Genomic DNA, 12,698 nt, shown 5'->3' with positions numbered 1-12,698 from the left:
CAATGTCCGATAACACATATTATGTACAGTTGGTGTGTAGCTGCAAAGTAGGAATGTCCGGTTTCTGCGGGTGGCGGAGCCAGCGTCATCCATAAGGCCCGAGGCCGCGTTTCGAACAACAAGACTCTGGAAGGCATCCGCGAGTACGCGGTAGAGCTCGTGCGCGCGAAGTATGCTGACTTCGGTCCATCGCTTGCCGCTGAGATGCTCCTCTCTAAGCACGACCTCACGGTCTCCCGTGAGACGTTGCGCAAGTGGATGATGACTGAGGGGCTGTGGCGATCCCGCAAGCAGCGCCGCAGCTTTCATCAGCCCCGGTTGCGTCGTGAAGCGTTCGGAGAGCTGATCCAGATCGACGGCAGCGACCACCGTTGGTTCGAGGACCGTGCTGATGCCTGCACGCTGCTGGTCTTCATCGACGATGCGACGAGTAGGCTGATACATCTCCAGTTCGTGCGAAGTGAGAGCACGGACACCTATCTCAGTAGAGCCTACGGATGCCCCGTGGCTTTTTACTCGGACAAGCACACAGTGTTCCGCATCAACCGGTCTAGCACTCCGGGTGGAACCGGCATGACCCAGTTCGGTCGCGCTTTGGCCGAGTTGAACATCGAGATCATCTGTGCGAACTCGAGCCAGGCGAAGGGGCGCGTAGAGCGCGTGAATCGCACGCTTCAGGACCGGTTGGTCAAGGAACTCAGACTTGCGGATATCTCGAACATCGAAGCCGGGAACGCTTATCTGCCTGGCTTCATGTCGTCGCATAACGAGCGCTTTGCCGTCACTCCTCTCCGCACCGACGACAGGCACCGGCCTCTCTGCATTTCGATCGACAAGCTCACCGATATCTTGTGTCATCGCGAGCAACGCTACGTGGGCAGCCAACTGACATTGACCTACGACCGTAAGCGAATCATCCTGGAACGAAACCCCACGTCCGAGGATCTCGGGGGCAAGTACGTCGACGTCTATGACTTCCCGGACGGCCGATTGGAGGTGCGTTCGAAGGGCCTCCTGCTTCCCTACCGCATCTTCAGCAAGGACCAGAGAGTCAGCCACACTGCGATTGTCGAGAACAAGCGCCTAGGCCATGCCTTGGCCCTGATCAAGGCACGGCAGGACAGCCATTTCGAGGCCAAGGTAAAGACCAACAGTGAGAAGGGCCAGTATCAGAAACGCGGGCGCCAGATATACGGGCCGGACTATGTTCCCAAAATCCCCTCCCAAGCAGAACCAGCGTCCGAAACAACCGCTAAGGAAGCGTAACGTTCGATTCGCGCCCTCTTGTAAATGTGCTCGTTGACAAGACTGACGCTGGATGAGTGCATTGCCCTGTTCTCGTCACTTGAGAACGACTGGCTCGGACGCTTTACTTCCGATATGGCGACTTATCAGGATGGAATGACTAAACGCTGAGAGGCGGCCCAACTCGTTCGAGCCCATAGGCTCTCACAACTTCGGGGTCCGTGGGCAGCTTGCCTGTCTTCCCGAAGTCACGGAAGAACTCCTCCATTCGCCCGGCTGGTGTAAAGGCGATCAGAAGCTTTCCCGGCGTCTCGCCGACCTGTGCCCAAACATGCGGAACTTTTCTCGGCATGAGCACGGAATCGCCGGGCTTCAACGTCAACTTCTGGTCTCCGATCTCGACGCGGAATTCTCCCTCCATCGCGTACAGCCATTCATCCTGAGCCGGATGCACATGGCGGTACGGACCACCTTTCGTGAGGTTGGAATGTTCCATGATGAAGAGACCACCTTCGGTGTCGGCAGGAGAAGCCTTGAAGGCTATCTTGCTGAAGCCCAGTGTGTGCATCTCGCCCAAGCGGTCCGCACCAGCAGCAACCGTCTGTGCTTTCGGTCGCTCCTGCACCGACTGTGCCAGAGCGATAGAAGGTACAGAGAGCACGCCCATCTTCACAAAATCACGTCGTTTCAAGATGCCTCCTAAGAGTCATCGACTTTGATATGAAGCGGAGTCTAGCACCCAACGGGCGTCCGCACCAAGACCGCGCTTCCGATGCAATACTTCCGGATTGGTGACAAAAGCCGATTCATGACTGATAAGGACTAGGTTTGCATTGCTGAGGTGCAACCACCCTCGAAGCCTTTTGGGTGACGCAATCAAAGATCATCTCGCGCCCGCTGCGTCCGTTTTCGCGATTACTCGAAGACTGCATCGCAGTGTGGAAGGAAGCAACTTGCGGTTGCTGTTCGATTAACCGCAGATGCCGCTTCCCCCCTAAACACGCTCGTTGAACTTACATTTCTTGTTCCCACCAGCCGCGGGTGTTCACGTTAGCGGCGTCAGCGAGAGCCTCCAGCGCTACGATTTCCTCGCTAGATAGCGCAATGGCTCTGGCTCGGATCAGGCCACCGATGTAGCTGGGCTTGGTGACACCGATGATCGGCGTCGCGCCCTTGGCGATGGCCCAAGCTGTCGCGACATCGGGAGCTGTCGCGCCCTGCTTCTGGCCGACGACGGCGAGTTTGTTCGTCAGGGCCCTCAGCTGAGACAGCATGCCGTTGTAGGTTTTTGCTCGGTTGCTGCCTTCGGGCAGCGGGTCCTCTGGACTGTATCTTCCGCTCAGAGCGCCCTGTTCGAGCACCATATAGGCGAAGAACGGAATGCCCTGGTGGCGGCAGTAGTCCAGGATCCCAGCGTTTTCTGAGTTGCGGTAAAGGAGGCTGTAGTGGTTCTGGATGGCTTCTACTCGAAACCCGGCTTCTCCGAGGATCCGGTTGGCGAGCTCAATCTGGCCCAGGTTGTGATTCGAGACGCCAACGTGTTTGACCTTTCCGCTCTTGAGCAACGGGATCAAATAGGGAGTCCACCGCGCCACATCTGCTGGGTTGTGAATCCAGTAAAGGTCGATGTAGTCGGTGCCGAGGCGCGCCAGACTCTGCTCCAACATGTCCGCCACCGGATCATTGCCGGTTTCAGCAGCCTGTGGGGTGAACTTCGTCGAGAGTTGGTAGTCGCTGCGGTTGTAGCGCCTCAGTACCTCCCCGAGTACGGTTTCTGAACGGCCCATGCCGTAGACAATGGCGGTGTCCCACAGAGTGAAGCCGGCCGCATGCGCTTTGTCAGCAACTTCTTCCAGACCAGCCCGAGTCAAGGTGCTGCCGAAGTAGCCGTCACCCGTTTCGCCGCTGTCGCCCCAAGCCCAGGTTCCCAGTGCGATAGGGGGGATTTTCAGATCATCGATTGCCATGTTTGCTCCTCAATTGTTCTGCCGCCAGGTGCGCTGTGATCCAAGGCGACGCTGCCATCATGAGGTGCGGCGAAGCCAAACCGTTAGCCTGATGCGCCGGGATTTATGCCCAATCCTCCAGCAGGTGTGTTTTCCATTGCTGCTCCTTTCGCGATTGTGCGAAGGTCGTCTTATGGAGAAAGCGACCGAAATCTCTGCGGTGATTGCCCGACACGTCTCGAAGGATGGCCTCCACGCCACCCCAATTGAACGGCTGACGCTTGCGCGGTCCTCCACGGTGACGATGCCGATGCCGAATGTCTACCGACCGCAACTGTGCCTCGTCGCACAAGGACAGAAGGAGGTCACGTTGGGTGACCGCGTGTTCAGGTATGCGCCGGGTCGATATGGGATCGTGACTTACGATCTGCCGGTCACGGGCCAGGTGGTCGAGGCGACACCTGCTAAACCCTATCTTTGCCTGTTCCTCGATTTCGATCCTGTCATGCTGGGAGAGCTGGCATCACGTGTGCCCGCGCCGCACGGAACCCCTTTCCAACCCATAGGCAAGACTGTGTCCGACGCCGATCCCGATCTCCTCGATGCGGCACTACGTCTGGTGCGCCTGTTCGACGATCCGGCTTCGCTACCTGTGCTCGGCCCGCTTGCTGAGCAGGAGATTCTGTATCGCCTGCTCGCCGGTCCGGACGGCGCCAGGATGCGTTACATCACCACCAGTCAGGGCCGGGTTGCCCAAGTCGGCCGCGCCATCACCTGGATTGGGCAAAACTTCCGAGAACGATTCAGCATGGAACGGCTCGCCTCGGAAGTAGGTATGAGTCCGTCGAGCCTGCACGAACATTTTCGCGCCGTGACGGCTTTGACGCCGCTTCAATTCCAGAAGCAGTTCCGTCTACAGGAAGCGCGTAGCCTGATGCTGGTCCAGGACCTCGACACCTCGACTGCGGCCTTCCGCGTGGGTTACGAAAGTCCATCGCAGTTCAGTCGCGAATATCGCCGCCACTTTGGAGAGCCGCCTGCACGCGACATAGCTCGGTTAAGGGCTTCGCCGGACTTGGCAGTCCTAGCTTGAGTGCAGCTTGCCGAGTTCGGGATTAACGCTTAGCTTCTCTCATTCATGACATGCCGCCGAGCGACTGGCGCGAAGCGCATTGACCAACAAGGATGATTTGCTCGACCCTCGCGGCCCAATCTCCAAAGAACACATAGCTACCAGGAAATGCCGTTCTCGCCAGTTGTGGATTGATGACGATATGCCGACTTCGCGGTACTAATATTTTTGCCAATCGAACATATACTCTGCACATGATTCGATTGGCCACTTCTGTCGTCTTTTCTCTCGCCTTACTCGCAAAGCCATTCTTTGCATCGGGACAAGACCATTCACATGAGGTGGATCAAGTCTTCGCCGCATACGCCCAACCGATGAATCCGGGATGTTCTGTCGGCATAGTGCATGGTGGAAGATTCGTCTATCAAAAATCGTATGGCTCCGCGAGCTTGGAACTCGACGTACCCCTGTCACCTAAATCCGTGTTCTACGTAGGGTCTATCGCGAAGCAATTTACCGCTGCCAGTATCGTACTCGCTGCCGAACAAGGCTATCTCTCGCTTGATGACAATATCAGGAAGTATATTCCGGAGCTCCCCGCTTACGGCCATGACATCACTCTGCGAGAAATGCTTCAACAGACTAGCGGTTTTCGCGACTTCTTCGATCTCATCTATTTATCCGGCCATGACTCGTCCGAGTTCAATACACCAAGCGAAATCTTTGGTCTTATCAAGCGGCAAAAAGGATTGAATAATGTGCCGGGAGCCGAGTGGATATACAGCAATACGAACTACTTTCTTCTCGGCATAGTGTTGCAACGCGCATCGGGTAAGACGCTTGCCGCGTTCGCTGCCGAGAATATCTTTCGGCCGTTGGGGATGAAGGAAACAAGCTTTTACGATGATGCCTCCGTAGTGGTGCCCGGACGCGTGGCCGCATATAACGCCGGACCAAATGGCCGCTTTCTTGTGAATTGGTCCACGAACTACGCGGTAGTTGGTGGCGGGGGCCTGATGACTACAGTCGACGATCTGCTGCGATGGGACAACAACTTCTACGCGAACCATCTCGGGAAGGGGACGCTGCGAAAAGAATTGGAAACTCCCGGTGTTTTGAACGACGGCAATAAAATTTCCTATGGAATGGGTCTTATTCCTGGTAATTATCGCGGACTGCCGATCATAGAACACAATGGCTCGAATTTTGGCTACACCGCCGATCTGTTGCGTTTTCCTAATCAGAGATTCACCGTCATTACTCTGTGCAACGTTTCGAACGCGAACCCCGAAGAAAAGTCTCGTCAAGTTGCTGACCTTTACTTGATGACAGAAATGCAGCCGGACTCCACTCCAATTGACGCTGTTGACAAGCATCTACCGCCTCCCGATTCTTTTGCTGGCCAGTACTTCGATCAGCGCACACGCACGATTTACTCCTTTACTTCATCCAACGGCCATCTGCGAGCATGGGGTTCGGACCTAAGGCGTAAGAATGCAAACCAGTTCTATGACCTCTTTGGAGATCTATTCACATTCGAAGGCTCAGGAACCACAGCAAGGGTCACGCTGGATATGAATGGCGAGAGGTATTTTGCCGGGACACGTCGGGACGAGATTCATCTGGACAAAACAGCCTTGCAATCGTTCGTCGGCAATTTCAAGAGTTCGGAATTGGATGGCGCAGTTCATTTAGCGGTCGAACACAACAACCTAATTTTTAAAGCTGGGACAAATCCTCCAATACCGCTTGCGCCGATTGCTAATGACGAATTTCACGCCGGAAGCAGTTTTTGGGTTGTATTCCGGCGCAACAAACGAGGACAGGTGTCAGGGCTCAGGTTGTTCATGCCATCGGCACGCGGACTTGAATTTGTGCGAAACGATTGAGCCACTCGTTTGAAATCTCAACTCATCGTAGAAATCGAATTAGTCCTGATAAACGCCGTTCTGGGCAGTTGTGGATTGATGACGATAAGCGGACTTGTCGATACTAATCTTGAACTATGGTTACAACTATACCTATCGATGCTGAGATCGGGTCGCCAGTCCTCTTGAGGGTGATGACACACTACAGATGGAAAACGTTCGCTCGTTGCTGCGCTCTGACTTTGTTGTCACTGATCGTTCCGCTGCGCTGCGAAGCGCAGAGATCAACCAGCAGTGCCGCGGACGACGTTCCAAAGCCCGCCATCTCGGCGATCCTGAAACTCTTCACGACATATGAAGTTGTAGCTTTGCCCGCAGCCCATGGAGAAAAGGATGAAGATGACTTCATCTTGTCGCTCATTCGAAGCCCACGCTTCCCGGATAAAGTCAACGACATCGTCGTTGAGTGTGGCAACAGGCGGTACCAGTCGATCCTTGATCGGTATATTGCCGGGGAGAACGTCTCATTCACCGAGGTGCAGCATGTTTGGCGCGACACAACTCAGGCGATGTGTGGGGAGTCCGGCTTCTATGAGGAGCTATATCCCCTGGTCCGCTCATTAAATCAGCGCCTTCCTGCTGGTAGTCGTTTAAGAATCATCGCCGCAGATCCGCCGATCGACTGGACGAAGGTTAAGAGCTTTGAGGACACGAAGCCCTACCTTGATCGAGATGGAAGTATCGCCTCAGCAATGGAAGACGAGGTGCTTTCACGACATCGCAAGGCTCTGATGCTTTTCGGAATCTTCCATCTGCTTCACGTCAGCGGGTCAGGGCAGGGCGATGCCGTCACGAGGTATGAGCGTCATTTTCCCGGCAAGACGTTCGTCATCAGCGGGCTTGGCTATTACGGTCTCAACAACGAACGGCTTCCCATCTCAAAAGCAGCGCTGGAAGTTGGCCCGCTTCTTCTGGAGACAAACAACACCGGTCTAGGCGGTCTAAGCCTGGGTGATTTCCTTCCGACCCTGCCGACCATGGATCGAGAATGCAATGTTGTCGATCTGGCTCACCACCAAACAAGGGGTCTCCTCGATGCGTTCCTGTATCTTGGACCACAGAACTCTCTGCTCAAAGAAACTGTTCCAGCAGACATCGTCCTTGACCAGGCTTATAGAACAGAATGGTTGAGACGCCAACAGATTTCTGGGATGCCGGCCCCACCTACACTTGCGGAAGCAAACGGGGAAATCGTCGAGAGTGCGAAAAATCCTGTGCTAACCCTTCCTCACAGTCCCCCTGTCTCTGAGCAGATGGCGTCTCGGTGGCGCCAGGGATGTTTAGATCGTGCAAGAATCCAGCAAGCCAAGCCGAACTGAACAGCTTCCACAAGCGGTCGCTCATTCCTGGGACTCTAAACGCCCTTCCCGCAAGTAATCCGCCGCTGCTTCCGCGCTCAATGAGTGAGTTGCCCTGTTGTCGCCAGTTGAGCGTCGAAGTTGCGAAAAGCTGATTTTTCAAGAATCACTCGTTGTTGCTGAACAGCAGTGCATTTTATCTTTGCTCACTTGAGAGATAGTGGACAGGGACTGGTGGCGTCGTTCGGCGACATGTCTCGACTATGTCGTCTACTCCGCACGCAGCGCACGCGCCGGGTCCACTGACGCCGCCCGCCGCGCCGGCACCAATCCCGCCAGACAAGCCGCTACCACCAGCGTCCCAACCACTGCGGCAATCACGCTGGCGTCCATGTTTGCTACTTCATAGAGCTGCGACTGAAAGGATTTGATGTAACGCACACACAGCCCAGCCACTGGAATCCCAACGATCAAACCAGCCAACGTCTGCAGCATCGCTCCGCGCAGCACCATGCCGACTACTCCGCCACGCGTAGAACCCAACGCCATGCGTATGCCAATCTCCTGTTTCTGACGCTGAACGCCATACGCGGTCACGCCATACAGACCCACGGCAGCTAAGACCAGCGCCAGCAGCCCAAACAGCAGCGTCAGGTGCGCAATCATTCTCTCTCCGGTCAGGTTCGCCTCTATCTGTTCCGTGAACATCTGATAGTGGTCGACGGATAGGTTAGGGTCTACGCTCGCCAGGGTCTTTCGCACCTGCGCCTCCAGTCCCGGAGTTGTGGCCTTCATCTGCAGCACAATCTGGCCCGCATAGAGCGATGCGTCAAGGTCTTTCGTCGACCGTGAAGGCGACTGCTGCAGCATCGGACTGAAGTACATCGGATCTGGCAGGTCGCGCGCGCTTTGATATCTCGTGTCCTCTACGACGCCCACAATCTCGAAGTCGCCCGCGTTCTTAATATCGTTCGCGCCAAAGTGCTGCCCAATCGGATCTTCACCCGGCTTGAAAAGCTTCTTCACAAACGCCTCGTTGACCACGGCAACTCTCGGTGACGTCGCTGTGTCTGCTGACGTAAAAGTGCGCCCGCGAATCAACCGCTGCCCAATCGCCTTGAAGTACTCCGGGCTGGCCCGGTCAAACGACGTCGTTACTTCCTTTCCTGGCATCGGAGCAGGCTGACCCTGCACATAGACGTACCAATTCCAGTTGGAGCCACTCAGCGGCGTATAGAGTGTCAGTCCTGCATGCTCCACTCCCGGCAGCGCGTGAAACTTGTCCTCTATCTGCTGATAAAGTCCCTCAAGGCGCTCCGGCTTGTACCCAGCCTTCGATGGACTCACATCTACGATCACGCGGTTGTTCGTCACCAGACCCAGGTTTTGGTGTTGCATTCGGTCCAGGCTCTTGCCCAGCAGCCCCGCGCCAATCAGCAACACCACGGACAATGCGGCCTGCAGGACCACCAGAGACCGTTGCAGCAGCGAAGGTTTGTCCCGAGTCGAGCGGTTCGTCCCGCGCATCGCATTCGCAGGCTGTTCCCTTGACCCCATCCATGCGGGAGCGACGCCGAAGATCAAACCTGTCAGCACGGACACGGCAAACGCAAATCCCAGCACAGGCAGTGACGGCAGAGCGCTCACGGGCATCTCCGAACCGTGCGTGAACATCACCTCCATCAGCAACTTCGTCCCCGCGTACGCCAGCATCACGCCGGCCATGCCGCCCAGACATGCCAGGACCACGCTCTCGACGATCATTTGCCGCATCACACGTGCCCGTGCCGCACCCAGCGCCATGCGTATGGAAACTTCCGACCGCCGCGCCAGACCTCGCGCCAGGACCAGGTTGGCAATGTTCGCGCAGGCAATCAACAGCACCAGCCCAGCCAGTCCCAGCAACAGATAGAGGCTGCTCGCAGTGTTATGCTGCATGCTCGCTATGCCCCCGCCACCGGGAGTGAGTACAACGTGCGCCTTCGCCAGCAGCTTCTGCCCACGCACTGTTTGAAATCCCTTCAGCTGGGCAAGCGACTGCCGCAACAGCACGCTGACCTTCTCCTGGAGCGCCTCCTGCGCCACTCCCGGCTTCACCCTTCCAATCAGAAATAGCCAGCCCACATCTGGGCTGTTGCGCACGCCATAGAACCCAAGGGTCGGCTCCTCGGAGATCGGAAGGTACAGGTCCGGCGGAGTGTCGGTCATTCGATCGCCATAGAATCCGGGCGGCGTGATCCCAACAATGGTCACGGGATGCGTGTTCACATAGAAGCTGCTGCCCACAACCGAAGGGTCGCCCGCATAGTCCCGCTGCCATGCCCGGTAGCTCAACATCGCCACAGGCTCTGCTCCATCCGCATCATCGGCAGGCGTCAGCGTGCGTCCTGCATACGATTTCACTTCGAATGTCGCGAAGTAATTGCCCGAAACAAACCTTCCAAAGGACGAGTGAGATGCTGCATCGCCCGATGCTCTCCGCGCCGTCAGATCTGCTAGGCCGCCCTGTGTCGCTGCCAGTTGCTCAAACTCCTCTGTATGGTCGCGAAGATTCTTATATGTCTCATACGGAAAGATGGAGTAACTGTCGGCGCGTGAAGACGAAACCTCATTCAAATAACAGCAGTCTTCATGGTCACCCAGGCGCACCAATGTTTTGGGATTCGCCACGGGGAGATTCTTCAACAGCACCTCATGCACCAGAGTAAAAATTGCTGTATTCGCCCCAATCCCCAGCGCCAGTGTCAAAATAGCCGTTACCGTAAACCCTGGTGTCTTCCAAAGTTGCCGCAGCGCAAACCGCACATCCTGTACCAGACTTTCCAGCCAACCCCATCCCCACCGCTCACGAGTCACGTCCGCAACCAAAGGCACATTTCCAAACTCACGCATAGCCTCTCTCCTCGCATCTTCAGGTGTCGCACCCGCAGCCACGCGGTCCGCCGTCGCCATCCGCAGATGGCCCTCAATCTCGTCCCTTAACTCTCTCTTGCGTCCGTCGAACAGGCTCATAGCGCACGCTCCTTCGCGCTCATAATCGCCTCAATTGTTGCGACCATCTTTCCCCAGCGCTCATAGTCGTTGGCTAGCTGCTTTTTCCCGAGCGCGGTGATCCGATAGAATTTCGCGCGCTGGTTCGCATCGCTTTTCTTCCACTCCGCCGAGACCCAGCCTGCACGTTCGAGCCGATGCAGAGCCGGATAGAGCGACCCCGTCTCCACCTGCAGCACCTCATTCGAACTCGCACGAATTGCCTGGCTGATACCATACCCGTGCTGGTCGCCCCACTGCAGCGTCTTCAAGACCAGCATGTCCAGCGTTCCCTGCACTAACTCAATCCGGTTCTGATATCCGCTCTTCGCCATAGGCTGTAGACCCTCTACATCAAGGATGTAGACAATCTACAGCAACACACGAAAATTCAGCAAGTCGATCATCAAAATTTCAGGGCAGATTTCCGAAAACACCCTTTCGACAACTTGGACCCAAGGTCGCACTCAATGCAGCCTCGGCTGATGACAAATCGCCAATGTGCTCATCGAGGTCGACTTACTAATGGGAAATGGGCTTGCTGGAAGTGATCGCGCTTGATTTCCGTGGGCGGGCGTTTACGGAGACTGATCGCCGATAGACGTCGAATAAGCTCTCGCAGTGAAGGGTATAGCCTATTTCGGGAGCACCACACCTGCTGACCAGGGTGGCACGATGCCGTTCATGCGAGCATAGGCAATCAGTTGCCCCATGTGCTCATTATCGTGACAGATGATGCGCAGGTACATTCCGTCTACGCTTACGGCCTCTCCATATATCTTCACCTTGCGCTGTCGATCGCCAGGCTTCAGTTGGACTCGCGCTGCCTTCACTGCCTCAAGAGACCTCCGCAAGTAGGCCATAACCTCCGGCTTGGACACGATCCTTTTCTCCACATCATTCGACTCAAGCTCGGGTGGCATCTTCGGTCCGGTCACGCTCAGCAGATAGTAGTTCGACTGAGCGATGTGCATAAGCACTTCGCTCACCGAGCGCACTCCCGGCTCCGGCCGCCAACTGTACTTGTCAGCCGGAATCGCCTCCGCGAGCGAGACGAGAAGGCGTGAAACGTACCGCCACTCCCCGTCGTATCCGTGCCAGATACCCTCGTTGGCAGCCGCATCGGCATGGCTTTGGGCTTGTAGTGTGTAGGCGCCAAAAAGAAGAGCAACGAAAGTCAGCCTTCTGAGCATGCCCATACTCTAGCAGGCTATCTGATAGTGGATTGGTCCTCATAGGTCGGCAGGTCGTCAGTGATTTCCAACTCCCGACAAGGGCATTTCTCGGGGCTAATAGTTCTAAGTAAGCTCGAGCCCCTCAATGAGCGCTTTGCCCTGAAGGCGTCAGTTCAGTCCATTGAGATCCAAGTTGCTTTCACTTAGGGCAATATCGGTGAACTGGAACGAAGCATCCGAATTGTCCAATCCGTGTGGGGAATCTTACTCGAGGACAACAGCTCCACTTCTCTGTCGACGCTATAGTCAACTCGCCGAATGATTGGCGTGTCATCGTCCAGGAGTAGATATGACGCTCGTGGATCACCATCGAAGGAAAGACCGACACTTCCCGTATTGATGAGAAGCTTCAGAGTTCCGCTTAGGGACCTGATGGATGGTATGTGTACGTGCCCTAAAACAACAATCGGCCTTTCAAGTCCACTGTAGATCTGACAAATCTCTTCGTTGGATGCATTTGTTGGAGCAGCCTTCCAACAACTCTGCGGTGTCGCGTGAACAATCGCAAAGCCCTGCGCTGCAATTGCGTAGGGAAGCTCCCGTAGCCATGACAAGTGTTCAGCACCAAGAAGATCCCGAGTAGCGGCGGCCATCTCCCGAACGGAGGACCAAAGGGCCGGAGGAGCCGAAGATTGAGTGGCAAATTCCTCTAAACTTTCCGGCCAGCAAAGCATTTGATCGCCGTTCCCCATAACCCCTTGCCAGCCCAGATCGCGAATCTGATCGACTATTTCACTAGGACAGGAGCCGCCATCAGCAAGATCGCCGCCGTGGAACACCAAATCGGGAGCCGCAGTTTTGATGTCCGCCACGACAGCGTCGAATGCGGTAAGGTTTCCGTGGATGTCGGATAGGATTGCAACTCGCATTCGCTCTCCCTATTACCCATGATCCCCTACAAAATACCCTATTGGCTGGCGCTGGTTCACGCGAAGAGTGCGTCG

The 12,698-nt window shown here is 55.9% G+C and carries 9 protein-coding genes and 1 pseudogene; 4 read left to right on the top strand and 6 right to left on the bottom strand.

The window, feature by feature from the left end:
* Window positions 1–72 precede the first annotated feature (72 nt).
* Window positions 73–1,266, top strand: a pseudogene (locus PW789_RS01715) (ISNCY family transposase); the annotation flags it as partial.
* 139 nt (window positions 1,267–1,405) lie between these two features.
* Here PW789_RS01715 and PW789_RS01710 read toward each other — a convergent pair.
* Window positions 1,406–1,936: a cupin domain-containing protein gene (locus PW789_RS01710; protein WP_299370603.1), complete on the bottom strand. Its 531-nt coding sequence runs from the start codon at window positions 1,934–1,936 to the stop codon at window positions 1,406–1,408.
* Between the two features lie 322 nt (window positions 1,937–2,258).
* Window positions 2,259–3,212 (bottom strand): aldo/keto reductase, encoded by a 954-nt coding sequence (locus PW789_RS01705; RefSeq protein WP_299370601.1) that lies wholly within the window; start codon window positions 3,210–3,212, stop codon window positions 2,259–2,261.
* A gap of 172 nt (window positions 3,213–3,384) precedes the next feature.
* Here PW789_RS01705 and PW789_RS01700 point away from each other — a divergent pair, with 172 nt between their 5' ends.
* The 3 genes from PW789_RS01700 (at window position 3,385) to PW789_RS01690 (ending at window position 7,510) form a co-directional block, all read left to right on the top strand.
* Entirely contained in the window at window positions 3,385–4,284 is a 900-nt protein-coding gene (locus tag PW789_RS01700) for an AraC family transcriptional regulator (RefSeq protein ID WP_299370599.1), read from the top strand.
* A 233-nt stretch (window positions 4,285–4,517) separates the two neighbouring features.
* The gene (locus tag PW789_RS01695) at window positions 4,518–6,152 is read left to right on the top strand and encodes a serine hydrolase (protein ID WP_299370597.1); all 1,635 of its coding nucleotides are present in this window, start codon (window positions 4,518–4,520) and stop codon (window positions 6,150–6,152) included.
* 173 nt (window positions 6,153–6,325) lie between these two features.
* The gene (locus PW789_RS01690; RefSeq protein ID WP_299370595.1) at window positions 6,326–7,510 is read left to right on the top strand and encodes a hypothetical protein; all 1,185 of its coding nucleotides are present in this window, start codon (window positions 6,326–6,328) and stop codon (window positions 7,508–7,510) included.
* A 249-nt stretch (window positions 7,511–7,759) separates the two neighbouring features.
* Here PW789_RS01690 and PW789_RS01685 read toward each other — a convergent pair whose 3' ends face one another.
* The 4 genes from PW789_RS01685 to PW789_RS01670 all read right to left on the bottom strand — a co-directional run bounded on the left by PW789_RS01685 (window position 7,760) and on the right by PW789_RS01670 (window position 12,623).
* On the bottom strand, window positions 7,760–10,501 hold the full coding sequence (locus tag PW789_RS01685) for an ABC transporter permease (RefSeq protein WP_299370593.1): 2,742 nt from the start codon (window positions 10,499–10,501) through the stop codon (window positions 7,760–7,762).
* Window positions 10,498–10,854 carry a PadR family transcriptional regulator gene (locus PW789_RS01680; RefSeq protein ID WP_299370591.1) on the bottom strand — a complete coding sequence of 119 codons (357 nt, stop codon included), beginning with the start codon at window positions 10,852–10,854 and terminating at the stop codon, window positions 10,498–10,500. The genes PW789_RS01685 and PW789_RS01680 overlap by 4 nt, the downstream gene beginning before the upstream one ends.
* A gap of 300 nt (window positions 10,855–11,154) precedes the next feature.
* Window positions 11,155–11,712, bottom strand: coding sequence for a DinB family protein (locus tag PW789_RS01675; RefSeq protein ID WP_299370589.1), 558 nt, complete (start codon window positions 11,710–11,712; stop codon window positions 11,155–11,157).
* 185 nt (window positions 11,713–11,897) lie between these two features.
* Window positions 11,898–12,623 carry a metallophosphoesterase family protein gene (locus PW789_RS01670; RefSeq protein WP_299370587.1) on the bottom strand — a complete coding sequence of 242 codons (726 nt, stop codon included), beginning with the start codon at window positions 12,621–12,623 and terminating at the stop codon, window positions 11,898–11,900.
* Between the last annotated feature and the right edge of the window lie 75 nt (window positions 12,624–12,698).

Source organism: Edaphobacter sp., assembly GCF_028283685.1.
Lineage (GTDB): Bacteria > Acidobacteriota > Terriglobia > Terriglobales > Acidobacteriaceae > Edaphobacter.
Note: the sequence above shows the minus strand (reverse complement) of the source record. Positions and strands in the feature narration are given on the sequence as shown.

Excerpts from the sequence above, each read along its gene's own strand:
- PW789_RS01695 (WP_299370597.1), top strand. The coding sequence starts at position 4,518 with ATGATTCGATTGGCCACTTCTGTCGTCTTTTCTCTCGCCTTACTCGCA.
- PW789_RS01705 (WP_299370601.1), bottom strand. The coding sequence starts at position 3,212 with ATGGCAATCGATGATCTGAAAATCCCCCCTATCGCACTGGGAACCTGG.
- PW789_RS01700 (WP_299370599.1), top strand. The coding sequence starts at position 3,385 with ATGGAGAAAGCGACCGAAATCTCTGCGGTGATTGCCCGACACGTCTCG.
- PW789_RS01685 (WP_299370593.1), bottom strand. The coding sequence starts at position 10,501 with ATGAGCCTGTTCGACGGACGCAAGAGAGAGTTAAGGGACGAGATTGAG.
- PW789_RS01670 (WP_299370587.1), bottom strand. The coding sequence starts at position 12,623 with ATGCGAGTTGCAATCCTATCCGACATCCACGGAAACCTTACCGCATTC.
- PW789_RS01675 (WP_299370589.1), bottom strand. The coding sequence starts at position 11,712 with ATGCTCAGAAGGCTGACTTTCGTTGCTCTTCTTTTTGGCGCCTACACA.
- PW789_RS01690 (WP_299370595.1), top strand. The coding sequence starts at position 6,326 with ATGACACACTACAGATGGAAAACGTTCGCTCGTTGCTGCGCTCTGACT.
- PW789_RS01680 (WP_299370591.1), bottom strand. The coding sequence starts at position 10,854 with ATGGCGAAGAGCGGATATCAGAACCGGATTGAGTTAGTGCAGGGAACG.